The 26,991-nt window shown below is 43.2% G+C and carries 26 protein-coding genes and 1 other annotated feature; of the genes, 19 read left to right on the top strand and 7 right to left on the bottom strand.

Annotated elements, in window-relative coordinates:
• Positions 1–16 precede the first annotated feature (16 nt).
• Positions 17–1,714 carry an NAD-dependent malic enzyme gene (locus MKZ05_RS13430; protein WP_113768674.1) on the top strand — a complete coding sequence of 566 codons (1,698 nt, stop codon included), beginning with the start codon at positions 17–19 and terminating at the stop codon, positions 1,712–1,714.
• A 43-nt stretch (positions 1,715–1,757) separates the two neighbouring features.
• Here the strand turns inward: MKZ05_RS13430 and MKZ05_RS13425 are convergent, their stop codons facing one another.
• Positions 1,758–2,072, bottom strand: a complete 315-nt coding sequence (locus MKZ05_RS13425) for a PepSY domain-containing protein (RefSeq protein WP_003217759.1) — start codon at positions 2,070–2,072, stop codon at positions 1,758–1,760.
• A 199-nt stretch (positions 2,073–2,271) separates the two neighbouring features.
• On the opposite strand from MKZ05_RS13425, the gene MKZ05_RS13420 reads away from it, so the two are divergent.
• Positions 2,272–3,345, top strand: coding sequence for a M42 family metallopeptidase (locus tag MKZ05_RS13420; protein WP_003217679.1), 1,074 nt, complete (start codon positions 2,272–2,274; stop codon positions 3,343–3,345).
• Between the two features lie 42 nt (positions 3,346–3,387).
• Here MKZ05_RS13420 and MKZ05_RS13415 read toward each other — a convergent pair whose 3' ends face one another.
• Positions 3,388–3,834 (bottom strand): YtoQ family protein, encoded by a 447-nt coding sequence (locus MKZ05_RS13415; RefSeq protein ID WP_003217634.1) that lies wholly within the window; start codon positions 3,832–3,834, stop codon positions 3,388–3,390.
• Between the two features lie 200 nt (positions 3,835–4,034).
• Here MKZ05_RS13415 and MKZ05_RS13410 point away from each other — a divergent pair, with 200 nt between their 5' ends.
• The 11 genes from MKZ05_RS13410 (at position 4,035) to ccpA (ending at position 15,819) form a co-directional block, all read left to right on the top strand.
• A complete protein-coding gene (locus MKZ05_RS13410) occupies positions 4,035–5,063 on the top strand; it encodes a PTS sugar transporter subunit IIC (RefSeq protein WP_050943550.1) in 1,029 nt (342 codons plus the stop codon).
• Entirely contained in the window at positions 5,050–5,370 is a 321-nt protein-coding gene (locus MKZ05_RS13405) for a thioredoxin family protein (protein WP_003217665.1), read from the top strand. Before MKZ05_RS13410 ends, MKZ05_RS13405 begins: the two co-directional genes overlap by 14 nt.
• A gap of 19 nt (positions 5,371–5,389) precedes the next feature.
• Positions 5,390–6,202: a DUF1444 domain-containing protein gene (locus tag MKZ05_RS13400; RefSeq protein ID WP_044142203.1), complete on the top strand. Its 813-nt coding sequence runs from the start codon at positions 5,390–5,392 to the stop codon at positions 6,200–6,202.
• A 16-nt stretch (positions 6,203–6,218) separates the two neighbouring features.
• A complete protein-coding gene (ytpR, locus tag MKZ05_RS13395; protein WP_339160347.1) occupies positions 6,219–6,824 on the top strand; it encodes a YtpR family tRNA-binding protein in 606 nt (201 codons plus the stop codon).
• A 196-nt stretch (positions 6,825–7,020) separates the two neighbouring features.
• On the top strand, positions 7,021–9,777 hold the full coding sequence (locus tag MKZ05_RS13390; RefSeq protein ID WP_339160346.1) for a DNA translocase FtsK: 2,757 nt from the start codon (positions 7,021–7,023) through the stop codon (positions 9,775–9,777).
• Between the two features lie 303 nt (positions 9,778–10,080).
• On the top strand, positions 10,081–11,379 hold the full coding sequence (gene murC, locus MKZ05_RS13385) for a UDP-N-acetylmuramate--L-alanine ligase (RefSeq protein WP_003217748.1): 1,299 nt from the start codon (positions 10,081–10,083) through the stop codon (positions 11,377–11,379).
• Between the two features lie 225 nt (positions 11,380–11,604).
• The gene (locus MKZ05_RS13380) at positions 11,605–12,024 is read left to right on the top strand and encodes a DUF948 domain-containing protein (RefSeq protein ID WP_024424855.1); all 420 of its coding nucleotides are present in this window, start codon (positions 11,605–11,607) and stop codon (positions 12,022–12,024) included.
• A gap of 26 nt (positions 12,025–12,050) precedes the next feature.
• A complete protein-coding gene (locus tag MKZ05_RS13375; protein WP_003217681.1) occupies positions 12,051–12,521 on the top strand; it encodes a YtxH domain-containing protein in 471 nt (156 codons plus the stop codon).
• Positions 12,522–12,554: 33 nt separating this feature from the next.
• Complete coding sequence (gene ytxJ / locus MKZ05_RS13370; RefSeq protein WP_003217729.1) at positions 12,555–12,878, top strand: bacillithiol system redox-active protein YtxJ; 324 nt, start codon at positions 12,555–12,557, stop codon at positions 12,876–12,878.
• A gap of 412 nt (positions 12,879–13,290) precedes the next feature.
• On the top strand, positions 13,291–14,367 hold the full coding sequence (locus MKZ05_RS13365; RefSeq protein WP_003217626.1) for a bifunctional 3-deoxy-7-phosphoheptulonate synthase/chorismate mutase: 1,077 nt from the start codon (positions 13,291–13,293) through the stop codon (positions 14,365–14,367).
• Positions 14,368–14,817: 450 nt separating this feature from the next.
• Positions 14,818–15,819 carry a catabolite control protein A gene (ccpA, locus tag MKZ05_RS13360; protein ID WP_003217727.1) on the top strand — a complete coding sequence of 334 codons (1,002 nt, stop codon included), beginning with the start codon at positions 14,818–14,820 and terminating at the stop codon, positions 15,817–15,819.
• A 42-nt stretch (positions 15,820–15,861) separates the two neighbouring features.
• Here ccpA and MKZ05_RS13355 read toward each other — a convergent pair whose 3' ends face one another.
• Genes MKZ05_RS13355 through MKZ05_RS13345 form a run of 3 tightly spaced genes read right to left on the bottom strand, consistent with a single transcriptional unit; the run spans position 15,862 to position 18,332 of the window.
• On the bottom strand, positions 15,862–17,022 hold the full coding sequence (locus tag MKZ05_RS13355) for an acetoin utilization protein AcuC (protein WP_003217659.1): 1,161 nt from the start codon (positions 17,020–17,022) through the stop codon (positions 15,862–15,864).
• A complete protein-coding gene (locus MKZ05_RS13350; RefSeq protein WP_003217690.1) occupies positions 17,019–17,660 on the bottom strand; it encodes a CBS and ACT domain-containing protein in 642 nt (213 codons plus the stop codon). Before MKZ05_RS13350 ends, MKZ05_RS13355 begins: the two co-directional genes overlap by 4 nt.
• Before the next feature lie 39 nt (positions 17,661–17,699).
• Positions 17,700–18,332, bottom strand: coding sequence for a GNAT family N-acetyltransferase (locus MKZ05_RS13345; RefSeq protein ID WP_003217598.1), 633 nt, complete (start codon positions 18,330–18,332; stop codon positions 17,700–17,702).
• 155 nt (positions 18,333–18,487) lie between these two features.
• Between MKZ05_RS13345 and acsA the strand changes: the two genes are divergently transcribed.
• The 6 genes from acsA (at position 18,488) to MKZ05_RS13315 (ending at position 25,385) form a co-directional block, all read left to right on the top strand.
• Positions 18,488–20,212 (top strand): acetate--CoA ligase, encoded by a 1,725-nt coding sequence (gene acsA, locus MKZ05_RS13340; RefSeq protein ID WP_310024139.1) that lies wholly within the window; start codon positions 18,488–18,490, stop codon positions 20,210–20,212.
• A gap of 58 nt (positions 20,213–20,270) precedes the next feature.
• Positions 20,271–20,509 (top strand) — a binding site (T-box leader).
• A gap of 53 nt (positions 20,510–20,562) precedes the next feature.
• Entirely contained in the window at positions 20,563–21,831 is a 1,269-nt protein-coding gene (gene tyrS / locus MKZ05_RS13335; protein ID WP_050943554.1) for a tyrosine--tRNA ligase, read from the top strand.
• Positions 21,832–22,081: 250 nt separating this feature from the next.
• Positions 22,082–22,729 (top strand): triacylglycerol lipase, encoded by a 648-nt coding sequence (locus tag MKZ05_RS13330; RefSeq protein ID WP_339160342.1) that lies wholly within the window; start codon positions 22,082–22,084, stop codon positions 22,727–22,729.
• 98 nt (positions 22,730–22,827) lie between these two features.
• Positions 22,828–23,037 carry a hypothetical protein gene (locus MKZ05_RS13325; protein ID WP_106029022.1) on the top strand — a complete coding sequence of 70 codons (210 nt, stop codon included), beginning with the start codon at positions 22,828–22,830 and terminating at the stop codon, positions 23,035–23,037.
• 71 nt (positions 23,038–23,108) lie between these two features.
• Positions 23,109–23,672, top strand: a complete 564-nt coding sequence (locus MKZ05_RS13320) for a cysteine hydrolase family protein (RefSeq protein ID WP_050943556.1) — start codon at positions 23,109–23,111, stop codon at positions 23,670–23,672.
• A gap of 294 nt (positions 23,673–23,966) precedes the next feature.
• Positions 23,967–25,385: a collagen-like protein gene (locus MKZ05_RS13315; protein WP_339160341.1), complete on the top strand. Its 1,419-nt coding sequence runs from the start codon at positions 23,967–23,969 to the stop codon at positions 25,383–25,385.
• Positions 25,386–25,566: 181 nt separating this feature from the next.
• Here the strand turns inward: MKZ05_RS13315 and rpsD are convergent, their stop codons facing one another.
• Both rpsD and MKZ05_RS13305 read right to left on the bottom strand, forming a co-directional pair.
• Positions 25,567–26,169, bottom strand: coding sequence for a 30S ribosomal protein S4 (rpsD, locus tag MKZ05_RS13310; protein ID WP_012010904.1), 603 nt, complete (start codon positions 26,167–26,169; stop codon positions 25,567–25,569).
• 297 nt (positions 26,170–26,466) lie between these two features.
• Positions 26,467–26,964 carry a GAF domain-containing protein gene (locus MKZ05_RS13305; protein ID WP_335355728.1) on the bottom strand — a complete coding sequence of 166 codons (498 nt, stop codon included), beginning with the start codon at positions 26,962–26,964 and terminating at the stop codon, positions 26,467–26,469.
• Positions 26,965–26,991: the final 27 nt, after the last annotated feature.

Here is a 26,991-nt window from a genome sequence, read left to right as displayed (position 1 = left end):
GAAAGGAAGAGTGCAGGTGAACCAATTTTATCGTGTACATGGTGATGTCATTGAAACACCATTAAGAGGGATGGAAGTCATGTCCGTCCCTTATTTAAACAAAGGGGTTGCATTTACGAAGGAAGAGCGGGAAGAGCTTGGTTTAAAGGGCTTTCTACCACCTAAGGTTTTAACATTAGAGGATCAGGCAAAGCGTGCATATGAGCAGTTCAAGGCACAGCCAGATGAACTGGGGAAAAATGTGTATTTAACATCACTTCATGACAGAAACGAAGTGCTTTTTTACAAATTACTAAATGAGCACTTGGCAGAGATGCTGCCGATTGTCTATACACCGACGGTTGGTACAGCCATTCAGCGTTATAGCCACGAGTATCGAAAGCCAAGGGGGCTTTATTTATCAATTGATGACTTGGAAGGCATGGAAGAGATCTTTGCCTCTTACGGTGTGGATGAATCCATTGACTTAATCGTTGCGACAGATGCAGAAGGTATTTTAGGTATTGGAGACTGGGGTGTTGGCGGTATTGCCATTTCAGTCGGGAAACTTGCTGTTTATACAGCCGCAGCAGGCATTGATCCTAGCCGCGTGCTGGCCGTAGTACTTGATGCGGGGACGAACCAAGAAAGTCTCTTGAATGATCCGCTTTATGTTGGAAATCAGCATTCTCGCGTTCGAGGCGAGCGTTATGATCAGTTTATCGATCAATATGTAGAGCTTGCCCGCGCAACCTTTCCAAATGCCCTCCTTCACTGGGAAGACTTTGGGACAAAAAATGCACGAGCCATATTGGAAAAATATAAGGAACGGATTTGTACATTTAATGATGACATTCAAGGGACTGGAGCTGTTTCACTTGCTGCGGTTCTGGCATGTGCAAAAGCTTCGAAGGTTCCGCTGAAAGATCACCGAATCGTCATTTTCGGAGCGGGTACGGCAGGGATTGGCATAGCGGAGCAGATCCGTGATGCGATTGTCAGAGACGGAGTCAAAGAAGAGGAATCATATGATCATTTCTGGTGTATTGATAAAACAGGTTTACTTACAGATGATTCGCCTGACATTCAGCCATTTCAAAAGCCATATGCAAGACGTTCTGACGAAGTAAAGGATTATGCCCGTAATGGTCCTAAGCATTCCATTGATTTATTAGAGGTCGTCAAACAGGCTAAACCAACCATCTTAATTGGCACCTCGACAGTAGGAGGAGCATTTACAGAGGAAATTGTGAAAGAAATGGCGTCACACGTAGAGCGCCCAGCGATTTTACCGATGTCGAACCCGACACCTCTTTCAGAAGCAAAGCCTGAAGATCTCATTGAGTGGACAGAAGGACGCGCCCTCGTGACAACAGGAAGCCCATTTGATCCTGTCGAATATGGCGGCGTCACATATGAAATTGGGCAAGCAAATAATGCTCTTGTGTTCCCAGGGCTTGGCCTTGGAACGATTGTGTCTAAAGCACGCCTCATGACAGACAGCATGTTTGTTGCGAGTGCTGAAGCGATTGCCAGCATGGTCAATGTCGGAAAGCCGGGTGCAGCGATGCTGCCAAGTGTCGATCAGCTTCGAACCGTTTCAGCAACAGTAGCTGTTCGTGTGGCGCAAGCAGCGATCGATGAAGGAATTGCAGAGGAAACGCCTGAGGACCTTATTCAGGCTGTACAGGACGCTATGTGGCATCCTGTGTACAAAAAAATCAAAGCCATATAAAAAAGAAGCTTCGCAAGGACACAACTTTGCGAAGCTTTCTTTATCAAGCCACAGAATCAATGACATCCACAATCATGCCTGTTTTGGCATCAATCATGACTTCGTACTGTTCAAGCTCGCCAAAGGCTGAGCGAGTAATGCCAGATTTGTACACATCAATCGTTTCACCATTTACGGTATACGGTTCTGGTACAGTATAAATCCAAGAGCCATCAATCGGGCCGCGCTGTTTAAAAGCGGATTTCACAATTTTTAATGCTTTTTCAGACGAGATATACGTAGGGAAAAATACTTTCTTTGCAACAATTGCAGCGGCTACGCCAATACTCGCACCAATCAGAACATGTTTTAACTTCAACGTGCTGCACCTCCGTATTGCTGTTTTTTCCATTATACAAAACTTGTCCATTGATGTTAAGGAATCTGAATAGTTGAAAGCATATTCAAAATTTCTGGAGAGATACTTGGAAAACCGAAAGAATTCTTATAGTATAAAGTGAGTGTTATTTTTATAGGAATATATATGGTCATTACATAGAAACGAGGTAAATCGTAGAATGAATGAAGAAACATTGTCGCTTTTCCGAAATTTAACAGAATTACAAGGTACCCCAGGTAATGAGCACCATGTGCGTGCTTTTATGAAAAAGGAACTTGAGAAATATTCTGACGAACTCATTCAGGATCGTCTTGGCGGTGTGTTTGGGGTACGCAAGGGGCCAGAGAACGCACCTAAAATCATGGTGGCTGGTCATATGGATGAAGTGGGATTCATGGTTTCATCCATTACGAAAAACGGGATGATCCGCTTCCAAACACTCGGCGGCTGGTGGAGTCAAGTCATGCTGGCGCAGCGTGTCGATGTTCATACCGATCACGGGCCAATTCCTGGTGTCGTCTCTAGTACACCACCTCATCTTCTAACACCAGAACAAAAAAGCAAACCTGTGAAACCATCAGACATGCTCATTGATATTGGGGCAGACAGTGAAGAAGAGGCAAAAGAACTTGGCATTCGTCCAGGACAGCAAATCGTGCCTGCAACAGTCTTTACTCCTATGGCGAATCCTAAGAAGATTTTAGCGAAGGCTTGGGATAACCGCTATGGCTGCGGACTTGCGATTGAATTATTAAAAGAAATAAAAGACGAACCACTTTCATGTCATCTGTATTCTGGTGCAACGGTTCAGGAAGAAGTAGGTCTTAGAGGGGCAGAAGTAGCTGCGAATATGATTCAGCCAGATCTGTTCTTTGCTTTAGATGCAAGCCCTGCAAACGATGTGACAGGTGACAAAACCCAATTCGGCCAGCTAGGAAAAGGTGCACTTCTGCGTATTTTTGATCGAACCATGATTACGCACCGCGGCATGAGAGATTTTGTGCTCGATACAGCTGAGTCAAACAGTATTCCATACCAATACTTCGTATCACCAGGTGGTACGGACGCTGGACGTGTGCATATTTCAAACCAAGGCGTGCCTTCTGCTGTCATTGGAGTGTGTGCTCGCTACATTCACACAAGTCATTCAGTATTGCATGTGGATGACTATGCAGCGGCAAAAGAATTAATCGTCCGTCTTGTGAAAAACTGTGATCAAAGTACAGTGGATTCTATTTATCAACAGGTGTAAATATAATCAAAAGGCTGCCTCTTTCAAGAGAGCAGCCTTTTTTTATTGCTGTTCAAACACGTAAGATAACGCTTTGATCGCTTGGTTCACTGTTTCCACAGTGATATTCGCTTTGTTTGATAGCTCCTTTAACGGATGGTGCAGTTCTTTTGGACGGATCAAAATGAGAGGTTTCCCTTTAGCGATGGCAGCAGATGCATCCATCGCCGTGTTCCACTGTTTATATTTCTCACCAAAGCGGGCAATGACGACGTCTGCCTTGTTTAATAGGATCTCAGTACGAAAATTGTTCAAATCAGAAGCGGCATCATCTTTGAATATGGCATTCGGCTGCTCACCTAAAATGTCCTCACCAATGTGATCGGAGCGGTCATGATTCTCCATTGGACCAACAAATGTCACTGGCAGTTTCAACGATTGGCTTTTCTCCTTGATTTCATCGCGCCACTGGCTATGAATTTCTCCTGCTAAATAGACGGTTAATTGCATAACGATCTCCTCCTTTTGTACAAACTTAGTAAAGGTTTGCCCTGTTTCTTTTCATGTTACACAAGAAGTGCTTGATAAAGCAAAAAAAATATGATTATGATATTCATGGTAGAGATTATTTTTCATCGTAAGAATACTACATATAATGGGAAGGACAGGCCTCTTCGTCTTTCCTATGAGAAAGCAGGAAGACGACGTTGATGACTTATTTGAAAAGAAAGGGAATCTCCCTTTCGCCAAAAGTGTACTTCATTGATGCACTCTCTTATATGGCTTTAGGTCTATTTGCTACATTAGTAGTAGGTCTGATTTTAAAAACAGCAGGCGGTCTGTTATCACTTCCGCTCATCATCAAAATGGGAACACTCGCCATGGGGCTCATGGGACCAGCGATTGGTGTAGCCGTTGCATACCGGTTACAGGCATCTCCATTGATCATTTTTGCAAGTGTTGTCTCAGGCGCTGCAGGAGCAGAGCTTGGTGGACCTGCTGGAAGCTTTGTCGCAGCATTAATTGGTGTAGAACTCGGCAAACTGGTCAGTGGTGAGACAAAAATTGATATCATTTTGACACCGCTTGTTACTATCATCACTGGTTTTGCCACCGCCGCTTTGATCGGTCCTGGGATTGAAGCCATGATGACAGGGCTTGGCAGGCTCATTATGTGGGGGACTGACCAAAGTCCGCTCATCATGGGCATGCTAGTAGCAACCATTGTTGGACTTGCTCTCAGCTCACCGATTTCAAGTGCTGCGCTTGCGCTCATGCTTGACTTAAGCGGAACAGCTGCTGGTGCTGCAACGATTGGCTGCTGCGCTCAAATGGTCGGTTTTGCCGCTGCAGGCTTTAGAGAAAATCGTTTTGGCGGACTTGCCGCTGTCGGTATTGGCACGTCAAAATTGCAGCTGCCGAACATTGTGAAAAATCCCCTTATCCTTATTCCGCCGACGATAGCGGGCCTCATTCTCGCGCCAATTGGTATTATTGGCTTTGGGATGGTCAATAATGCGGCAGGGGCAGGAATGGGAACGAGTGGCCTTGTTGGACAGCTCATGACACTGACCGTTATGGGATTTCATCCATCCGTTTTTCTGGCGATTGCTCTTTTGCATATCGTTGGCCCGGCAGTGATTAGTTTGGTAGTATCAGAATGGATGAGAAAGAAAGGCTATATACAATTCGGAGATTTAACCATACAAACTGGAGGAATGAAACATGAAAAAAATTGAATCTAACGAAGAATTACAAAAAGTAATTCAAGAAGACTTAACAGTATTGCTATTTTCAGCGGACTGGTGCCCGGACTGCACCTTTATCGAACCATTCTTGCCAGAGCTTGAAGCAAACTACCCAGAATTTGAGTACTTCTATGTGGATAGAGATCAATTTATTGACACTTGCGCAGAGTGGGAAATTTACGGCATTCCAAGCTTTTTAGTATTTAAAAATGGGCAAGAGATTAACCGCTTTGTCAGCAAGGATCGTAAAACGAAGGAAGAGATTGAAGCATTTTTAACAGATTCTCTTTCTAAATAATGAAAGGAGAGTCTAAATCATGGCAAAAATGACATCAAGACAGCTTGCGAACGAACTCAAAAGCCGTCTGACAAATGACAGCTGGTCACACCAGTTTGACCGAGAAAAAGATACGCTTCGTATTGAAGATAAACAAACAGGCAAAGGGATCACACTAGAGCTCCCGCCAATCATTGCAAAGTGGGAAGTAAAGCCTGATGAAACATTGGATGAGATCGTTTATTATGTGAAAGAGGCGCTAAGTGCTATGAAAGGCGAAGCGCAGCACATCTCAGGAAAAGAAAAGCAAATTTATCCGGTCATTCGATCCACTTCCTTTCCTGAGACATCAAGTGACGAGATTCCGCTTGTTTTTGATGAGCATACAGCTGAAACGAGAATCTACTATGCACTTGACCTTGGAAGCACCTACAGATTAATTGATGAAAAGATGCTTCAAAAGGAAAACTGGACAAAAGAACGAATCAGGGAAACTGCAAGCTTCAATGTCCGCTCACTTGAAACTGTAGTGAAAATGGATGAAGTGGCAGGCAACCGGTTTTATTTCTTCCGTGCGAATGACGGATATGATGCCAGCAGACTTTTAAATGAATCGATTTTACAAGAATACGCTCAAAAAATAGAAGGACAGATGGCCATCTCTGTCCCCCATCAAGATGTATTCATCATTGCAGATGTTCGCAATGAATCAGGCTATGATATTTTAGGACAGATGTCGATGAGCTTCTTCGCCAGCGGCACGGTTCCGATTACCGCACTGTCATTTTTATATGATGAAGGCAAGCTTGAACCGATTTTTATTCTTGCTAAAAGCAGACCAAAACAGCAGTAGAAGGGAATTTTGAAGAATGAACGTTTTTTATAATGCAGAAGGTGTAGGCGACACACTCCTTATCTCATTGAAAGATGTGACGAGAGAAGAAGTAGGTCATGAGACGTTTGGAGATGTCGTAAGAATCTTCAATCAAGAAACAAAAGAAACAACAGGCTTTAATATCTTCAACGCATCCACTTACTTGAAAATTGAAGAAAACGGATCTGTACCGCTTTCTGAAACACTTGTTCAAGATATGAACGAAATTTTAAACCGCAACGGTGTCAGTGAAACGTTGACTGTTGATCTATCACCAAAATTTGTTGTCGGTTATGTAAAGGAAAAAGAAAAGCATCCGAATGCAGATAAATTAAACATTTGCCAAGTGGATGTTGGCGATGAAACATTACAAATCGTGTGCGGTGCACCGAACGTTGATCAAGGGCAATATGTCGTGGTTGCGAAGGTTGGGGCGGTGATGCCAAGCGGTTTAATCATCAAAGATGCTGAGCTAAGAGGTGTTCCATCAAGCGGAATGATTTGTTCAGCAAAAGAACTAGATCTTCCAGACGCGCCTGCTGAAAAAGGGATTCTTGTTCTAGAAGGAAGCCATCAAGCTGGCAAAGCCTTTCAAGCATAACCTCCCATAAACGGGCACATCAGAGCGAAGATTGTGTTATACCAAAAGTCACTAAGTACGTACTTAGTGACTTTTTTTCATCTACAGACAGCACAAATAGCAAAGAGCGGCACTTTTCTCGCTTTTCTGCATGAAAAAGCAATGGTATACTAAAAATCGCCCAAGAAAACGTAAGGGGAGTTAAAGTGAGTGATAAATGATGAGTTGGTTAGATAAATTTTTTAGTGTATTTTTAGGAGAAGAAAAGAAAGAAGAAAAAGCTGTGAGACCTGAGGAAGGTCCAGTTGCACCAAAGCAGCCAGTTTTTGAACAGCATAAAGAATATAAAAAAATTGAAGATACAAAAGTCTATTATGAATATCCGACAGGCAACTTCCGCTTTCCGCTCGTTCCAGATGAACCTCAGCGTGACGGAGTAAAGCAGGAAAGAAGACGCCCGAAGCAAGGCCAGCCAAAGGCTAAGCAGAAGACCTATGAGTCAAAACAAACGGTTCAGCCTGACATTCATAAAAAGCCATTCAAACCAGAGCAAATTCCATCACCGATCTATGGCTATCATCAGGATATGCGTCCGAAACGAACAGAGTCGAAAGAAGAATCATCTTCTGTTCAAATGAAAGCAGCAGAAACAGCGCAGCGCGTCACCCTGTTATCAGAAGAGGCAGAGCGTGAACGAAATGTCAGACAGCAAATGAACATTCCATCAATACGGAAAGAAAATCGTATGGAAGAAACAGTTTCAGCGCCAGCAGAAGAAAGAGTGGACATGCAAACAGACGTGACCCCGCTTACTTTGCAAGAGGAGCTCGCTTATCACGATCACGTTCAATCAACGATGGAGCGTTTAAATGACGAGCCTTTCATTCAAACAGAGGAAAAAGAGCCAGCCTTTTCTGAGCCTCAAGACCATATTGAAGCTGACTTACATCATCAGCAAGCCGAAGTATATCACAAGCCGCCGGTAGAGTCTGAGCCTGTACCTGTACAGGATGTTTCCAGTGAAAACGAAGAAATACAGGACGAGCCGGTAGAACAGCTTGTAGATCATACGAAGGAAATAGAACCGTTGACATTCGAAACAGCGGAAGACACGCATTTCGCAATTGAAATGGAAGTAGACATGCCGGCAGAAGAAGTAGAGGTACTAGACGTCATCTCAGCAGAACCAGTCGAGGAAATAGAAGCTGATTCCTTAGAAGACCATCAAGAAGAAGAGCCAGCGGCGGCAGCATTAGAAGAAACAGAGCCAGTTGCCGAGCTTGATCTGCAAGAAGAGCAATCGATAGAAGAAGCGGAAATAGTAGAAGATCAAGTGATGCCAATAGAACAAGTAACAGACGAACAGACCGCTACTGAACGAATAGAACCTGTCATAGAGCAGCAAGAAAAGCAAGAACAAGTGCATGAAGTGATCGAAGAAAAACCGAAACAGGCATCTCCTCAGCCACAACGTGCAAGTGGACAAACCTCAACGGTTCCTTTTAACGTCATGATGTTAAAAAGTGATCAGCGCGTGCAAGGACAAAAGAAAGCAGCAGGTGCCCAAGGATATGTGTTTCCAAGCCTCGCCCTTTTAGACGTACCTCCAGCTCAAAAAGAAGAGGACGGGACATGGGTGAAAGAGCGAGCAGAGCTACTCAATGCCACGCTGAAAAACTTCAATGTCAGAGCAAGTGTGGTTCATGTCACACAAGGTCCTTCTGTGACAAGGTTTGAAGTACATCCAGAACCAGGGGTCAAAGTGAACAAAATCACGAACCTGTCAGATGATATTAAACTCAGTTTGTCCGCAAAGGATATTCGAATTGAAGCACCGATACCAGGAAAGAACACGATCGGGATCGAAGTGCCGAACCTTCACAGTAAAATGGTTTTCTTACGAGAGATGATCAGAAGCAGTGCGTTTAGAGACAATCCATCTCCTTTAACAGCAGCACTCGGATTAGATATCTCAGGACAGCCAGTTGTCGTTGATTTGCAAAAAATGCCGCATGGCTTAATTGCTGGAGCAACAGGTTCAGGAAAAAGTGTCTGCATCAATACCATTTTAGTGAGCTTAATGTTTAAAGCATCACCAGATGAAGTGAAAATGCTGTTAATCGACCCTAAAATGGTCGAATTAGCGCCGTATAATCATATTCCGCATCTCGTGAGTCCTGTCATCACCGATGCCAAGACAGCGACAGCTGCTCTGAAATGGGTAGTGGATGAAATGGAAAGACGCTACGAGCTGTTTGCGCACTCTGGTGTGAGAGAAATCAAACGATTCAATGAGCTTGTCAAAGAAAAACAAATGGGTGAAAAACTACCTTATCTTGTCGTGGTGATCGATGAGCTTGCTGATTTAATGATGGTCGCACCAAATGAAGTCGAAGAAAGCATTTGCCGAATCGCGCAAAAAGCAAGAGCGTGCGGCATTCACTTATTGATTGCCACACAAAGACCTTCTGTTGATGTCATCACAGGTCTGATTAAAGCCAATATTCCAACAAGAATTGCATTCTCTGTCTCAAGTCAGGTAGATTCTAGAACGATCATCGACATGGCAGGTGCAGAAAAGCTTCTCGGAAAAGGAGACATGCTTTTTTTAGAAAATGGCTCCGGCAAGCCGACGAGGCTGCAAGGGAACTTTGTATCAGACCGCGAGATCGATCAAGTGGTGGCACATGTTAGAAAACAGCGTAAGCCGGTGTTCCTTTTCGAACAGGAGGAATTAATGCTCCAAGGCTCTGCGATTACAGATGAAGACGAATTGTTTATGGATGCCTGCCGTTTTGCCATTGAGCAGAATAGCGCTAGTACATCGAGTTTGCAGAGAAGATTTAGAATTGGCTACAATCGTGCAGCCAGATTGATCGACATGATGGAACGCGAGGGCATGATCTCTGGTGCAAAAGGCAGTAAGCCAAGGGAAGTCCTCATGACACTGAGTGACTTAGAACAGCTGATCTAAACAAACCACTTCATTTTTTTCATAAACATGGTATGATAGCACATAGGTGCAATTTTGGAATTGGACGCTTTTCGCATGCCTGTCAGAACGCTTTTTTATGTAAAATGAGCGAAAACAGGTGTTAGAAATAGGAAAGTTGTCGGATACTAATCATAGTTAATATTGATTAGAATAGGAAGATCGGAAAAAAATCTTTATTTGGAGCTGCGATCTGTGAGCCGCTAGAGGCGAAAATCACAAGTTGCAAATTGAAATGAGCGTCATATACTGTAAGTCAGATAGACGTTTGTTGGAGGTACAATTATGACTGTTTATCATTTTGTTGGAATAAAAGGGACAGGTATGAGTCCACTGGCCCAAATTCTTCATGATACTGGGTATACTGTCCAAGGATCGGATATCGAAAAACATATCTTTACACAAAAAGCATTAGAAGAACGAAATATTAAAATTCTTCCATTTGACCCAGATAATATTCAGCCAGGGATGACCGTCATTGCAGGTAATGCATTTCCTGATACACACCCTGAGATTGAACGCGCCCTTTCTGAAGGGATTCCTGTCATTCGTTACCATAAATTCCTTGGAGAATACATGGATACATTCACAAACGTTGCGATTACTGGTGCTCATGGTAAAACGTCAACAACAGGACTGCTTGCCCATGTGATGCAATCAGCGAAACCAACTTCATACTTAATCGGTGATGGATCTGGTATGGGGAAAGAAAACAGCGAGTATTTTGTATTTGAAGCATGCGAATACCGCAGACACTTCCTCAGCTATCATCCAGACTATGCGATCATGACCAATATTGATTTTGATCATCCTGATTACTTCTCGGATATTGACGACGTGTTTGATGCGTTTCAAAACATGGCGCTACAAGTGAAAAAGGCCATTATCGCTTGCGGTGATGACGAGCATCTGCCTAAAATTCAAGCGAAGGTACCTGTTGTATACTACGGTTTCAATGAAGAAAATGATTTCCAAGCACGCAATGTTGTGAAGAACACGGAAGGCACTACATTTGATGTATTTGTACGTAATACGTTTTATGATACCTTCTACATTCCTGCCTACGGAAATCACAATGTCCTTAATTCATTAGCTGTGATTGCATTATGTCACTATGAAGCCATTGATGTAGAGCTCATCAAAGGGGCACTAACGACATTTGGTGGAGTCAAACGCCGCTTTAATGAAAAAGTAGTCGGTGAGCAGGTTTTAATTGACGACTATGCCCATCACCCAACGGAGATTGAAGTCACAATTGAAGCAGCACGCCAAAAGTATCCAGACCGTGAGATTGTCGCTGTCTTCCAGCCGCATACCTTCACACGTACACAGCAATTCTTAAGTGAATTTGCTGACAGTTTGAAAAAAGCGGACTATGTATACCTATGTGATATTTTCGGTTCAGCCCGTGAAAACATCGGGAAGCTGAGTATCGAAGACTTACGAGAAAAAATCCCGCAGGCCCAATTGATTGCAGAAGAAGATACATCTGTGCTGAAAGCGCACAAAGATGGGATTCTGGTCTTTATGGGAGCAGGAGACATTCAAAAATATTTGCGTGCTTATGAAAAAGTCGCTGTATAAATACTTAAACGAAAAGTGCCGTTTTGATCGGCACTTTTTTTATTTTGAATAAAATGTGACAAAGCGGCTAATTGTGTCAACATCTTCCGCTTTTTTTCGTTCGCTGTGGACAGGAATCAGCGAATAAGTGTAGAATTATTATTCAATCGGTCATTCTACGCGATGTTTGAATGATACAACGAGAGGGTAATGAATTGAATATGCCCGCAGCAAAGGAGGTATCAGATGATTATTATTCTATATCTAAGCGTTGCACTGATTGCAATTGCTTTCCTCATTCTTGTCATCTACTTGTCCAAAACATTAAAATCCTTACAGCTGACATTAAAGAATGTCGCATCAACTTTAGAAGGTCTTGAAGGTCAGATGCAGGGGATCACCACAGAGACAGCACAGTTGCTACATAAGACGAATCAGCTTGCTGAAGATATTCAAGACAAATCGGCAAAACTCAACACAGTTGTGGATGCGGTGCAGGGAATTGGCGGCTCGATCAACCAATTTAATACAAGCATAAAGCAGGCAGCTGGTGCGGTTTCTTCATCCGTTGAACGAAATCAAGAAAAAGTCACGGATGTGGTAAGCTGGAGTAACGCAGCACTTGAAATTTATAAAAAATGGAAACAACGAAAACACCAAAAATAAACCATTTTCGCATAGGAGGAATAATCATGAGCAAAGACGGAATCAATAGCAAAGACTTTTTGATCGGAACACTTATTGGTGGAATTGTGGGTGCAACAACAGCTTTATTTTTAGCACCGAAGTCAGGGAAAGAGCTTCGCGATGATTTGAACACCCAAGCGAATGTTTTAAAAGAAAAAACAGATCGACTCACAACAGATGCAAAAGAAAGAGGCACTGAATATGTGACGATTGCGAAAGATAAAACGTCTGAATTGTCTCAAATGGTGGCAGAACAGTCAAACCAAATTTTAGACAAAGTGAAAGACATAAAAGAACGTGCAGCTGGAAAAGCTAATCATGTGAAAAGTGAAGCAGAAGATGCGGCAGCTGACATAGCAAGTGAAGCATCAGATGTAGCGGATGAAGCCAAAGTACGAGCACAAGAAGCGAAATCAGAAATTGAAGATGGCATTAAAGATGTCAAAGAAAAAGTAGAACAATCGACTAAAGGCTAACTCTTACTGCACAGAGTGAAGAAGGAGAACATCATGTCAAAACAACTCATTGAAACAGAAGAACAGTTTGATCAACTAACGAATCAAGATGGGACCTTTGTCTTTTTTAAGCACAGTTTGACATGTCCGATCAGTCAAGCGGCTTTTCAAGAGTTTGAAGCATTTGCGTCTGCACATGAAGACGTGCCAACTTATTTCTTGCAAATTCAAAACACAAGAGAGCTTTCATCCTATGTGACAGAAAAGTCAGGGGTAAAGCACGAAAGTCCCCAGGCACTCGTCTTTAGCGGTGGAAAAGTAAAATGGCATGCATCCCACTCAAGCATTACAAAAGAAGCGCTTGAACATAATGTGTAAAAGAAACGTCAGCAACTGCTGACGTTTCAGCGTGTAGACAAACCCTCGCATTCTTTGTCAGGACTGTGCTCCGGTGCTCACGAATGTCAAATTCGCTCCGCTCCTGTGCTCGCCCTTCCTAGACTGCAAAGGTTTTCTATCACGCTGAAAAGAAGACAAAGGGCTAAAATAAAGATCATTTTAGCCCTTTGTCAACAATCTGAACGTCAGCAACTGCTGACGTTTTTTTTATAAAAAAGGTTTACTTCAATCAAAACTATGCTATAATCTTACACATAATACTTTATCGCTTAAAAGCGTTTGGGTAATAAAGAAAATTTTCGTGACAATTCCGAAATCTTTGTTTATAATAAACCCTATCATGAGAGAATGAAAAAAAAAGCGAGAACAGGCAGAGGAAAGGATGACAAAAATGAGCAACAATGAACTAGAACAATTGAGACAGCAGGCAGATGAACTAAATCTTCAAATCTTAAAACTGATCAATGAAAGAGGAAGCATTGTAAAAGAAATTGGAAAGGCGAAAGAAGCGCAAGGTGTCAACCGTTATGATCCTGTCAGAGAGCGCACAATGCTGAACCAAATTCTTGAAGCAAATGATGGACCATTCGAAAACTCAACAATTCAGCATATTTTCAAAGAGATTTTCAAAGCAGGCCTAGAGCTTCAAGAAGATGACCACAGCAAAGCACTTCTTGTTTCTCGTAAGAAAAAATCGGAAAATACAATCGTGAACATCAATGGAGAAGCGATCGGTGATGGGAAACAGCGCTTCATCGTTGGACCATGTGCTGTTGAAAGCTACGAGCAAGTTGCAGAAGTGGCGGCAGCAGCGAAACAGCAAGGACTAAAACTACTTCGCGGAGGTGCATTTAAACCTCGCACAAGTCCATACGATTTCCAAGGACTTGGTGTAGACGGTCTTAAAATTCTAAAGCGTGTAGCGGATGAATACGGTCTTGCTGTCATTAGTGAAATCGTCAATCCTGCTCATATTGAAGAAGCGATTGAGCATATCGATGTCATCCAAATTGGTGCACGAAACATGCAAAACTTCGAGCTATTAAAAGCAGCCGGATCTGTGAAGAAACCAGTTCTTTTAAAACGTGGTCTTGCAGCGACTATTTCAGAATTCATCAATGCAGCTGAATACATCATCGCCCAAGGAAATGACCAAATCATCCTTTGCGAGCGCGGTATCCGCACATATGAAACAGCGACAAGAAATACACTAGATATTTCTGCTGTGCCAATCTTGAAACAAGAAACACATTTACCAGTCTTTGTTGATGTGACACACTCAACTGGACGTAGAGATCTTCTCCTTCCAACAGCGAAAGCAGCTCTTGCGATTGGAGCAGACGGTGTCATGGCAGAAGTGCATCCAGATCCATCTGTTGCTCTATCTGACTCAGCGCAGCAAATGGACATTCCTCAATTCGAAAAATGGTTAGATGCGTTAAGACCACTTGTTAACATTCACGCGTAATCATAGATAGAAAGCCGCCGGATGACTGCCCGGCGGTTTTTCTATGGATAAAACATGATGGATATTGGGAATGAAAGGAAAAGAGCACATTGCAAGCTTTAAAAGTGCTTGTTCACAATGTTTTCATTTTTAAAATTCAATAGAATCTGCTAAGATCATTGTCATAGCTGACGTTCTCGACGATTTTTCATGAAATATGATTCAATTTACAGGTAACAAGCTCATTAAAGTTTGTTTAATTTAGTTATAAAAAGAAAGGGAACGTTTTCATATGGTGAAAAAACGTGTATAATTTCATAAAAGAATGTCATTTTGATGTAGATTGAAAAATTATGTGTCTCTTTTCATCGTTTTAATGACAAATAGGATATTATTTTCCTCGTATCTGACATGTCTCTATCCAATTGGTGAATGCTATAGATATGAAGTGTATTTGAAGGAGTGATTTATGTGAATAATGTTACAATATATGATGTAGCAAGAGAAGCAAATGTAAGTATGGCAACGGTATCACGCGTAGTGAATGGGAATCCGAATGTAAAACCAACAACAAGAAAAAAGGTACTTGAAGCGATTGATCGCCTTGGCTATCGCCCGAATGCTGTGGCACGAGGCCTTGCAAGTAAAAAAACAACGACGGTTGGGGTTATCATCCCTGATATTTCGAGTATCTTCTATTCAGAGCTTGCTCGCGGAATTGAAGATATCGCCACGATGTATAAGTACAACATCATTTTGAGCAACTCAGATCAAAATACCGATAAAGAGCTTCATCTTTTAAATACAATGCTAGGTAAACAAGTAGATGGGATTGTCTTTATGGGTGGAAATATCACAGATGTGCTTGTTGAAGAATTTAAGCGCTCTCCTGTGCCAATTGTTCTTGCTGCATCTGTTGAAGAGCAAGCTCAAACACCGTCTGTCAACATCAACTACGAGCAAGCGATTTATGATTCAGTTCAGCTTTTAGTTGAAAAAGGACATAAGCGAATTGCCTTCGTATCTGGCCCAATGTCAGAACCGATTAACTCTATGAGAAAGCTTGCAGGCTATAAGCGTGCGCTCGAAGAAGCGGGCATCGCATTTGACGATGCGCTCGTCGCTGAAGGCGATTATTCGTATGATTCTGGAATTGAATCACTTGCTCACTTGCTTGAGCAGTCTGACAAGCCGACAGCTGTTATTGCGGCTACGGATGAAATGGCGCTAGGTGTCATTCATGGAGCACAAGATAGAGGCGTATCCATTCCTGATGATTTAGAAGTGATTGGCTTTGATAACACGAGACTTTCTCTCATGGTGCGTCCTCAGCTGACAACTGTTGTTCAGCCGACGTATGATATTGGTGCTGTCGCAATGAGACTGCTGACAAAGCTGATGAACAAAGAACAAGTAGATGACCAAATTGTGGAACTTCCACACAGAATTGAAGAAAGACAATCAACAAAATAAAACGAAAAAGCAGGCTTACACATCAGTGAATGCCTGCTTTTCTTATGCATTTTTCTTTTCTCTTCTAACGGGCATCAGTGCTTTTTCTACAGTTTGAGCATTTTTTTCTGTGATTTCTGCTTTTCTTGGGATCGGTGGATATAAATCGTCAGGGTCTCTCCATGTGGATGGCAGGGTGACAGGAGATTGTTTATGCCAAGCCTGAACCCAGTCCTGAGGCAGTTCATTAGGCGGTGTAATACCTTTCATTTCAAGCCAAATTCGGCTCCACGCCCTTGGCACGACACGCCAAATATCATATCCTCCTCCGCCGACAGCGATCCATTTGCCATCACAATATTGATGCGCTAATTCATGGGCAAGTCTAGGAATTTCCTCATATATTTTCATGGTGGCAGATAAATGGGTTAACGGATCATAGTAGTGTGCGTCTGCGCCGTTTTGCGTCAAAATCACATCTGGTTTAAAAAAAGCAGCAATTTCCGTCACTGCTGTTCGGTATGCTTCAAGGAACGATTCGTCTTCTGTAAATGCATCAAGCGGAATATTGTAGGCGTAGCCATAGCCTTTATCATGACCTCTTTCCTGTACTTGTCCAGTTCCAGGGAACAAATAGCGTCCCGTTTCATGAATCGAGACCGTACATACCTCAGGGTCGTCATAGAAGCTGAATTGTACACCATCTCCATGATGGGCATCCGTATCAATATATAAAATTCTTGCACCATATGTCTTTTGAATATATTGAATCGCCACTGAGCTGTCATTATAAATACAGAAGCCAGATGCACGCCCTTTAAACCCGTGATGAAGTCCACCGCCAAGATTCAGTGCATGCTGCGAGTGTCCCATCATTACTTGGTCAACGGCTGTGAGTGTCCCGCCAACAAGGAGAGAAGCTGCCTCATGCATACCTGCAAACATCGGTGTATCCTCCGTGCCAAGACCGTAGCGTTCCCCCTCTGCTGTAGAGAGCTTTCCTTGACTAGCCCGCTGCACAGCTTGAATATAATCGGCTGTATGGACGAGCTTTAATTCCTCGAGGGTCGCCATACGCGGTGCGACGATCTCATCATCTGTTAACGCCTTCATTTTTTGAAGCAGGTCATATGTTAAGTAGACACGAAGCTGATTGAAGGGATGGTCTTGGTGAAACTGGTACGTTTGAAAAGAGGGTGAAAAAACAAAGGTCGCTTCCTTCATTTGATCGTCTGCTCCATAGGCCACAGCACCTTATAGCCTTTTGCACGAATCAGCTTCGTCACATGATCTGCATGCATGGTTTGAAGGCGGAAGACGAGCACTTTAGACGATTCATTTGCATGCGGATACACAAGCACACTCAGCATTTGAATATGCTGCTCTTTTAAAATGGTCGTAATGTCTGCAAGACCTTCTGTCATTTGGTCCACTTCAACCTCTAAGTGTGACCCAGGCTGATCTGCACCTGTCAGTCTGACAAACGTACGAAGCAAATCAGTCTTTGTGATAATGCCTACAAGCTTGCCGCGTCTCACCACTGGAAGGCAGCCAATTCCGTGTTCAAAAAAGACACTAGAAATCTCTTCAACGAAATCAAGCGGATGAGCAGTAATCGTCTCTAATACCATGATCTCTTCAACAGGCCGCTGAATAAAGAGCTTCCTTTTTTCTGTTTCAAATATACTTGGACTGGCATTTTTAATATCTCGATCTGTCACCATCCCAATGACAGAATCTTGATCAGATACGATTGGAATATGCCGAATGTGATGTGCACTCATTTTTTTTATGGCTTCTTCAATCGTATCGGTTTTTCGCAGCGTGATCACATCACGCTCCATAATTTGTTCAATCATCATTGTTTACCAATCCCCTTTGCCAAAAAAACGAATTGAACGTTAATACATAAAGCGTTGATGGAAGCGAAGACGATCGAAACGCTCAATCGAATCAGGACTCACGTTTTTCCCGATTCTGGCCATTAAACAATTGGCTGGATGTGAGCTGATCTCTGGCTCGTCTGTTGCAAACCAAACAAGACCGCCTGCGTTCATCATTTTCTCCATCATCTTGCGGTACTCCCACACGTTTTTCTTTGTCCCCTTTAAATCCCAATGCCAGTAATATTCAGTTGTAATGACGATATAATTCTCCATTTGCTCATCCATCATGCTCACATCAAGTAAATGCTTACCAAGTGAGCAGCCTCTAAATGGAGGAGCGACCTCAATCGCGCCAAGCTCGATTAAATTGTCCATGTTGCCCTCTGACCAGCGCTCAAGCGGATCAGGATACAAATACGTGACATAGCCGACAACAAGCTCATCCACTCTTGCAATGATAATACGTCCTTCTGGAAGGTCTGCTATTTCAACAAGTGCTTGTTTCTGTTCCTCTGGCGTGCGAAATGCCGTTAGGCCTTCATGAAACGTATAGTTCGCAAGCTCTGATGCAGGTACCGGACCTTCAATCAGGATGGTACCTGTTTCTCGCTTAATGGTTTTTGAATAATAAGTTTTAGGATGCTCCACGTATCCACCGCCTCAAATTCTAGTGAGTCGTCTCTATTTTATCTTAAAACTTGCAAGAATTAAAACGGTTTCACTATAAGTTTTTTAAAAATTGAGAAAAAAAGTCATCTATACTATAATAGTCATTGTAAACGTATGCAAAGGGGGACTGTTTGATGAAAGTGGAAACGCTACCATCAGTAAAAGGGGACTATCATTTAAATGATTATGAGCAGGCATACAAAGAATTTTCATGGGAAGAAGCAAGAAAAAACTTCTCATGGTATGAAACAGGAAACATAAATGCAGCCTATGAAGCGATTGACAGACATGCGGACTCGTTTCGTAAGAACAAGGTGGCGCTTCACTACAGAGATTCACAGCGGGATGAAAAGTATACGTTCAGAGATATGAAAATCAACACAAATAAAGCGGGCAATCTATTCAGAGAAAATGCGCATGTGCAAAAAGGGGATCGCGTATTTATCTTTATGCCAAGATCACCTGAGCTCTATTTTCTTCTGCTTGGCGCAGTCAAAATTGGTGCGATCGTTGGCCCGTTATTTGAGGCATTTATGGAAGGTGCGGTCAAAGACCGTTTAGAAAATAGCGAGGCGAAGGTCATTGTGACAACGCCGGATCTGCTTGAACGAATTCCATTTGCAGAGCTTCCAAAACTTGAATCTGTCATCATTGTCGGCGGTGAAAAGGAAGACGTCGATGGCGTTCGGACAATCCATTATGAAGAGGCTTTTGCGCAGGCGGCGAAGGACCTTGAAATCGAATGGATGGATGAAAAAGACGGCTTTCTGCTTCATTACACGTCAGGGTCGACAGGTACGCCAAAAGGTGTGCTGCATGTCCATGGCGCAATGGTGCAGCAGGATCAGACTGGTAAATGGGTGCTTGATCTGAAAGAAGACGATGTCTACTGGTGTACAGCTGACCCAGGCTGGGTAACAGGCACAGTGTACGGCATTTTTTCACCGTGGTTAAATGGGGCGACGAATGTCATTTTAGGCGGCAGATTTAGCCCTGATACGTGGTATGAAACGATTGAATCACTAGGTGTGACCGTTTGGTACAGTGCACCGACCGCCTTTAGAATGCTAATGGGGGCAGGAGATGACCTCATTCAAAAATATGATCTCAGATCGCTCCGTCATGTGTTAAGTGTAGGTGAGCCTCTTAATCCAGAAGTCATCCGCTGGGGAGACGCTGTATTTGGCAAACGAATTCATGATACTTGGTGGATGACGGAAACCGGTGCACAGCTGATTTGTAATTATCCATGCATGGACATTAAACCAGGTTCAATGGGGAAACCGATTCCAGGCGTAGAAGCTGCGATTGTGGATAATGCCGGAAATGAACTTCCGCCATATCGGATGGGCAACCTCGCCATCAAAAAAGGCTGGCCGTCTATGATGCATACGATCTGGAACAATCCTGAAAAATATGAATCTTACTTTATGCCGGGAGATTGGTATGTTTCAGGAGATTCAGCTTATATGGACGAAGACGGATACTTTTGGTTCCAGGGACGTGTCGATGATGTGATCATGACATCAGGAGAGCGGGTTGGTCCTTTTGAGGTGGAAAGCAAACTGGTCGAACATCCGGCCATTGCAGAGGCTGGTGTCATTGGAAAACCAGATCCGGTCCGCGGCGAAATTATTAAAGCATTCATTGCGCTTAGAAGTGGATATGAGCCGACAGATGAGCTGAAAGAAGAGATCCGTACGTTTGTGAAAAAAGGACTCGCTGCACATGCGGCACCGAGAGAAATCGAGTTTAAGGACAAACTGCCTAAGACGCGAAGCGGAAAAATTATGAGACGTGTGCTAAAGGCGTGGGAGCTGAATTTACCGGCTGGCGACCTATCGACAATGGAAGATTAATTTTTTCATCAGTTGACTTGATATCAAAAATATGTTTAAAATGACATTAGTTGAATATGTAAAGGTTTTGACTGAGATTCAGTAGAATCATCTTTCCCTGTCCAAGAGAGCTGACGGCTGGTGCGAGTCAGTACAAAGAGATATTCGAATTACCCTCACGAACCGCTTTTACGAAAAGGAGCATGTATGCTGTCCTGATTAGTGAAAGAACGGATCTATCCGTTATCAGTGTAAGTGAAAAGGCGTGATTTATTGTCTTTTAAGCAGGGTGGTACCGCGATATATATCGTCCCTTCGTTCATTCGAAGGGGCGTTTTTTATGTTGAATTGTAAAAAAAGGAGAATTGGATATGAGTCAATTGATGGAAGAGTTATCGTTCAGAGGATTAATTCAGCAGCAAACAGATGAAGAAGGTTTAACAAAATTATTATCGGAAGAAAAAATCAAGCTTTACTCCGGTTTTGACCCAACAGCGGACAGCTTACACATTGGTCACCTATTGCCAATTTTAACATTACGCAGATTCCAGGAAGCAGGCCATCATCCGATTGCTCTTGTTGGCGGCGCAACTGGGCTAATCGGCGACCCTAGCTTCAAAAAAGCAGAACGTTCACTAAACCCAGCAGAAATCGTCGAACAGTGGTCAGATAAAATCAAAGGACAGCTCTCTCAATTTCTTGATTTTGAAGCAGGCGAGAATCCAGCCGTTATCGTGAATAACTACGACTGGATCAGCCAAATGAATGTCATCACGTTCCTTCGTGATATTGGAAAGAATTTCGGTGTGAACTTCATGCTGGCAAAAGATATCGTCAGCTCACGGATTGAGACAGGCATTTCGTACACAGAGTTTAGCTACGTCATCCTGCAATCTTTAGACTTCTTAAATCTTTACAGAAATGAAAACTGTAAGCTGCAAATTGGCGGAAGCGACCAGTGGGGAAATATCACATCTGGACTTGAACTGATCCGTAAGTCTGAAGCAGAAGGGGCAAAAGCATTCGGTTTAACGATGCCGCTCGTCACGAAAGCAGACGGTACGAAATTTGGTAAAACAGAAGGCGGCGCCATCTGGTTAGATAAAGAAAAAACATCTCCATATGAGTTCTACCAATTTTGGATCAACACAGATGACCGTGACGTCGTGAAATACTTAAAATACTTTACGTTCTTATCAAAAGAAGAGATCGCATCGTACGAAGAAAAAGTGCAAACAGCACCTGAAAAACGTGAAGCACAGCGCCGTCTAGCAGAGGAAGTGACGACACTTGTACATGGCCGTGAATCACTAGAACAGGCGGTCAACATCTCAAATGCGCTATTCAAAGGCGAGATTAAATCTCTTTCAGCCGAAGAAGTCAAAGTAGGCTTTAAAGATGTTCCATCAATGGAGAAAAGCAGCACGGAAGAGTTAACACTTGTCGATATCCTTGTGGAATCAAAGCTGTCACCATCAAAACGTCAAGCGCGTGAAGACATCACAAATGGTGCAGTTTCCATCAACGGAGAGAGACAAACCGATAAAGACTACGTCCTTTCAGCTGAAGATAGAATTGAAAACCAATTTACCGTCTTAAGAAGAGGGAAAAAGAAATACTTCCTTGTGAATTACAAATAAAAACGATGTGCAGCCGGCTGAGATTACCGGCTGCTTTTTTTATTCAAAATGTGAGGAGGGTGCTCAGTTAAGAGTCTAATAGACTGCTCATAGAGACATTGCCTAGTCTTTTGGCATTGACGCTTAGAAAGTCAAAGGTGCTTTTTCAGTAATTATTTTCTATAAAATAGAGCAACAAACAGTGCCTTGTTCACTTTTATGACATATTTTTCTTGTATAAAATAGAGTCGAATAAGATGAATAAGGGGGAATGAAAGTGATTTGTTTTAAGAAAAAGAGTTTGCAAATTCTTGTTGCGCTTGCATTAGTGATAGGTTCAATGGCCTTCATCCAGCCGAAAGAGATCAAAGCGGCTGAGCACAATCCGGTTGTGATGGTACATGGCATTGGCGGTGCGTCTTATAACTTTGCTTCTATTAAAAGTTACTTGGTCACACAAGGCTGGGATCGTAACAAATTATTTGCTATCGATTTCATAGACAAAACAGGGAATAACCGCAACAATGGTCCGCGTCTATCTAGATTCGTCAAAGATGTGTTAGACACAACGGGTGCTAAAAAAGTAGATATTGTGGGTCATAGTATGGGCGGAGCGAACACGCTATATTATATTAAGAATCTAGACGGCGGTGATAAAATTGAAAACGTCGTCACAATTGGTGGAGCAAACGGACTTGTTTCAAGCAGAGCACTACCAGGCACGGATCCAAATCAAAAAATTCTTTACACATCTGTCTATAGCTCAGCCGATATGATTGTTGTCAACAGTCTCTCGCGTTTAATTGGCGCAAAAAACGTCCTGATCCATGGCGTTGGTCATATCGGTCTATTAACCTCAAGCCAAGTGAAAGGGTATATTAAAGAAGGACTGAACGGCGGAGGACAGAATACGAATTAAAAAGCAAAAAAAGACAGCGAAAGCCGCTGTCTTTTTTGATGTCATCTGACATATGGCAACTGCTAGATGAAAGAGATATTGAAAAGGGAGGAAAAACGATGACGCAAAAACTCAAGCATTATTTCTTCGGATACTTTCTCTATTTTCCATGCTCATTTCTCATCATCTATTTCATTTGGATGAAGTTCGTCAAATCAGTTCCAATAGATGAGGTGCTATCTAATTGTACATCAATTATCGGTATCTATTACATCATCACTAGTGTGTGGTTTGTCTTTTTGATGCAAAAACAGGTAAAACACCAGTAAAAGCATGTACAAATGGATCACCATTCCTTACACTACAAGTAGTGGATAATAATATTCGGAGGTGAGCGTTTGTGCAAACGAGTCAAAAGGCTTTGATCATTGTCGATGTACAGAAGGCGTTCGAGCATGAAAAATGGGGAGAACGAAATAATCTAGAGGCAGAGGAGAATATCAGCCGCCTATTGAGGTTTTGGAGAGAGAAAGGCTGGACAGTCATTCATATTCAGCATACATCCGGCAATCCAGACTCTGTGTTTCATCCGGCAAATGAAGGACATCTGTTCAAAGATATCGCCAGACCGTTAGAGGAAGAAACGGTGATCCAAAAGAAAGTCAACAGCAGTTTCATTGGTACGAACTTGGAGGAACAGTTAAGATCAAACCATATTGACACGGTCGTGATTGCAGGGCTCACAACACCGCACTGCGTATCCACAACCACAAGAATGAGCGGAAACCTTGGCTTTGATACGTACCTCATCTCAGATGCGACAGCCGCCTTTGGACTAACAGATCATACCGGTACATATTTTGACCCAGAAACGATCCATCAGCTCTCACTTGCCACACTGCATGATGAATTTGCGACTGTCATGACAACAGATCAATTGATTAGTAATTGGATGGTAAAATAAAAGATACCGTCATACGCTTAATAATACTTGAGAGAACCTTGGAACAAAAAAATCCTCTAGAATTCTAGGGGATTTTTTTCATGATAGATTATATGGTTTTGAATAGCTTTTTATGAAAAAACAATAGACAAATTTAGCGCAAAATACAATCAAATTTTCAAAACCAAAAGAATTTTAGAATAATCTAGCAATTTGTGTTTATTCTACGCTTATCTTTATTCTTTGTACGTTTTACTTATCCACACCTATTTACAGATGTGGCATATGAATAATGATAAAGGAGATGAATAACTGATGGGTTGTGATAAGTATAAAAAATGCCCTAAATGTAAACAGAAACTATCAAAATCAAATTGTTGCATCATCTGTCATACAAAATTAATTGTAGGACGACGAGGACCACGTGGATTACGAGGGGTTCAAGGAGCTTCAGGAGCGATCGGTCCAACGGGAGTAACAGGAGGTACCGGAGCGACCGGTCCAGCGGGAGCCGCAGGAGCAACTGGTCCAACGGGAGTAACAGGAGCCACAGGAGATACCGGAGCGATCGGTCCAACGGGAGTAACAGGGGCCACGGGAGATACCGGAGCGACCGGTCCAGCGGGAGCCGCAGGAGCGACTGGTCCAACGGGAGTAACAGGAGCCACAGGAGATACCGGAGCGATCGGTCCAACGGGAGTAACAGGGGCCACGGGAGATACCGGAGCGATCGGTCCAACGGGAGTAACAGGGGCCACAGGAGATACCGGAGCGATCGGTCCAACGGGAGTAACAGGGGCCACGGGAGATACCGGAGCGACTGGTCCAGCGGGAGTAACAGGCGCCGCAGGAGCTACAGGAGCGACCGGTCCAACGGGAGTAACAGGAGCCACAGGAGATACTGGAGCGACCGGTCCAACGGGAGTAACAGGAGCCGCAGGAGATACTGGAGCGACTGGTCCAACGGGAGTAACAGGAGCCACAGGAGATACTGGAGCGACCGGTCCAACGGGGGTCACAGGAGCCACGGGAGATACCGGAGCGATCGGTCCAACGGGGGTCACAGGAGCCACGGGAGATATCGGAGCGACTGGTCCAACGGGAGTAACAGGAGCCACGGGAGATACCGGAGCGACCGGTCCAGCGGGAGTAACAGGAGCCACGGGAGATACCGGAGCGACCGGTCCAGCGGGAGTAACAGGAGCCACAGGAGATACCGGAGCGACTGGTCCAACGGGAGTAACAGGAGCCACGGGAGATACCGGAGCGACCGGTCCAGCGGGAGTAACAGGAGCCACAGGAGCAACGGGAGCCACAGGAGCAGGGCTAGCTGAATTTGCATATGTATACAATCTAAGTGCTGAAACAGTAGCTTTAGAGGCCCCGGTGATTTTTGACTCAACTGGAATTATTACTTCTGGTATTACACATGCCCCTGGGACTTCTCAAATTATAGTCACCAATCCAGGAAACTACGAGGTTACTTTTTCAGTTTCTGGCGTAGAGCCAAATCAATTTACCCTATTTGTAAATGGAGGTCCTGTGACGAACACAGTTTATGGGTCAGGAGCTGGTACTCAACAGAATAACGGTCAGGCAATCCTCGCTCTAGCAGCGGGTGACACGCTTACTCTTGTAAACCATACTTCCGCAGCAGCAGTTACTCTTCAAACCCTAGCAGGAGGGACTCAAACAAACGTGAATGCCTCTATTATTATTAAAAAATTAGACTAACTTAAATGTGTAGAAATGCTTTTAGAAGTTTTGCCTGGTGCTCGTCTTGTGTATAGTCTGTTTTCTATATATGTTTTAAATTGATTTGTTCATAGGAGAATCGCAAACAAAAAACCCTAGACCACCTTGAACAATCAAGGGATCTAGGGTTTGTTTGATCTCTCTTTGGAGAGTCATGAAATTAACGAGAGTAGAACTCAACGATTAGTTGTTCGCTGATTTCAGGCGCTAATTCAGAACGCTCTGGAAGACGAGTGAAAGTTCCTTCAAGCTTTTCAGCATCGAAAGTAAGGTATTCAGGAACGAAGCTGTTAACTTCAACTGATTCTTTCACAACTGCAAGGTTTTGAGATTTCTCACGAAGAGCAATCGTTTGACCTGGTTTCACAGAGAAAGATGGGATGTCTACACGGCTTCCATCAACAAGGATGTGACCATGGTTGACTAGCTGACGAGCTTGGCGACGAGTACGAGCAAGGCCAAGACGGTATACTAAGTTGTCAAGGCGAGTTTCAAGAAGGATCATGAAGTTTTCACCTTGTTTACCAGGAAGTTTAGCAGCTTTGTCAAATAGTGTACGGAATTGACGTTCGTTGACACCGTACATGTGACGAAGTTTTTGCTTCTCTTGTAATTGTAAACCGTATTCAGATAGTTTTTTGCGTTGTCCTGGACCATGTGGGCCTGGAGCGTAAGGGCGTTTTTCAAGTTCCTTACCTGTTCCGCTTAATGAAATGCCTAAACGGCGGGAAATCTTCCAACTTGGACCTGTATAGCGAGCCATAATGTGACTCCTCCTTATTTGTTTTTATTTGTGAAAAATAAAAACCGTCTGTTCTTTGTCTTTTCCGTCATTATGTTTTCATGCATCCTCGCTCCAGCAGCAGGGAGTTACAAGATGCACCTTCATATAGAAGGAACAAAATGATACAAAAAAGCCGAACAAAAAGGCTGCCATATTTCACACAAACTCTATTATATGACGCTGGATAGGAGAAGTCAACCTATTTAGAGGCAATGGCGGTGCCTTGCGTCTGCGAAGAAAATAAAAAAGCAGACAATATGCCTGCTTTTTGTAAGATTACTCATTTGTAGAGGCTGATAATGCCTTTTGGAGTACCTCGGTAAATTGAATTAAGTAGGTTTCATCTACTTCACTGAAACGGTCTTTCACGGGACTGTCAATGTCGAGCACCCCAATGATCTCTCCATTTACCTTGAGCGGAACGACAATTTCAGATTGTGATGCTGCATCACATGCGATATGCCCAGGGAATGCGTGCACATCAGCGATACGCTGGACTTCACCTGTTGCAAATGCCGTACCGCAAACGCCTTTTCCAGATGGGATACGCACACATGCAGGCAGTCCGTTAAACGGCCCGAGCACAAGCTCGCCGCCTTTAGCCAAATAAAACCCTGCCCAATTGACCTCTGGGAGTGAATGATACAATAGCGCCGCCGCATTTGCTAGGTTGGCAATTAGATCAGGCTCACCATCTGTAATGGCTGCTACCTGTTTAACGAGCAATTGATAGTCTTTTGATGGATCGCCAGACTGTTTTTCGACATGAAACATGAAAATCTCCTACTTTCTATCTCAAAA

The sequence above is a fragment of the Bacillus sp. FSL M8-0277 genome, from assembly GCF_037975305.1.
Lineage (GTDB): Bacteria > Bacillota > Bacilli > Bacillales > Bacillaceae > Bacillus > Bacillus pumilus.
The sequence above is the reverse complement of the archived record's forward strand: the minus strand, read 5'-3'. Positions and strand labels throughout refer to the sequence as shown.

What these genes read in the sequence shown, in the direction of transcription:
- MKZ05_RS13420 (WP_003217679.1), top strand. Translation starts at nt 2,272, where the DNA reads ATGAATGAAGAAACATTGTCGCTTTTCCGAAATTTAACAGAATTACAA.
- MKZ05_RS13415 (WP_003217634.1), bottom strand. Translation starts at nt 3,834, where the DNA reads ATGCAATTAACCGTCTATTTAGCAGGAGAAATTCATAGCCAGTGGCGC.
- MKZ05_RS13410 (WP_050943550.1), top strand. Translation starts at nt 4,035, where the DNA reads ATGACTTATTTGAAAAGAAAGGGAATCTCCCTTTCGCCAAAAGTGTAC.
- MKZ05_RS13405 (WP_003217665.1), top strand. Translation starts at nt 5,050, where the DNA reads ATGAAAAAAATTGAATCTAACGAAGAATTACAAAAAGTAATTCAAGAA.
- MKZ05_RS13400 (WP_044142203.1), top strand. Translation starts at nt 5,390, where the DNA reads ATGGCAAAAATGACATCAAGACAGCTTGCGAACGAACTCAAAAGCCGT.
- ytpR (WP_339160347.1), top strand. Translation starts at nt 6,219, where the DNA reads ATGAACGTTTTTTATAATGCAGAAGGTGTAGGCGACACACTCCTTATC.
- MKZ05_RS13390 (WP_339160346.1), top strand. Translation starts at nt 7,021, where the DNA reads ATGATGAGTTGGTTAGATAAATTTTTTAGTGTATTTTTAGGAGAAGAA.
- murC (WP_003217748.1), top strand. Translation starts at nt 10,081, where the DNA reads ATGACTGTTTATCATTTTGTTGGAATAAAAGGGACAGGTATGAGTCCA.
- MKZ05_RS13380 (WP_024424855.1), top strand. Translation starts at nt 11,605, where the DNA reads ATGATTATTATTCTATATCTAAGCGTTGCACTGATTGCAATTGCTTTC.
- MKZ05_RS13375 (WP_003217681.1), top strand. Translation starts at nt 12,051, where the DNA reads ATGAGCAAAGACGGAATCAATAGCAAAGACTTTTTGATCGGAACACTT.
- ytxJ (WP_003217729.1), top strand. Translation starts at nt 12,555, where the DNA reads ATGTCAAAACAACTCATTGAAACAGAAGAACAGTTTGATCAACTAACG.
- MKZ05_RS13365 (WP_003217626.1), top strand. Translation starts at nt 13,291, where the DNA reads ATGAGCAACAATGAACTAGAACAATTGAGACAGCAGGCAGATGAACTA.
- MKZ05_RS13355 (WP_003217659.1), bottom strand. Translation starts at nt 17,022, where the DNA reads ATGAAGGAAGCGACCTTTGTTTTTTCACCCTCTTTTCAAACGTACCAG.
- MKZ05_RS13350 (WP_003217690.1), bottom strand. Translation starts at nt 17,660, where the DNA reads ATGATGATTGAACAAATTATGGAGCGTGATGTGATCACGCTGCGAAAA.
- acsA (WP_310024139.1), top strand. Translation starts at nt 18,488, where the DNA reads ATGAAAGTGGAAACGCTACCATCAGTAAAAGGGGACTATCATTTAAAT.
- tyrS (WP_050943554.1), top strand. Translation starts at nt 20,563, where the DNA reads ATGAGTCAATTGATGGAAGAGTTATCGTTCAGAGGATTAATTCAGCAG.
- MKZ05_RS13330 (WP_339160342.1), top strand. Translation starts at nt 22,082, where the DNA reads ATGAAAGTGATTTGTTTTAAGAAAAAGAGTTTGCAAATTCTTGTTGCG.
- MKZ05_RS13325 (WP_106029022.1), top strand. Translation starts at nt 22,828, where the DNA reads ATGACGCAAAAACTCAAGCATTATTTCTTCGGATACTTTCTCTATTTT.
- MKZ05_RS13315 (WP_339160341.1), top strand. Translation starts at nt 23,967, where the DNA reads ATGGGTTGTGATAAGTATAAAAAATGCCCTAAATGTAAACAGAAACTA.
- rpsD (WP_012010904.1), bottom strand. Translation starts at nt 26,169, where the DNA reads ATGGCTCGCTATACAGGTCCAAGTTGGAAGATTTCCCGCCGTTTAGGC.
- MKZ05_RS13305 (WP_335355728.1), bottom strand. Translation starts at nt 26,964, where the DNA reads ATGTTTCATGTCGAAAAACAGTCTGGCGATCCATCAAAAGACTATCAA.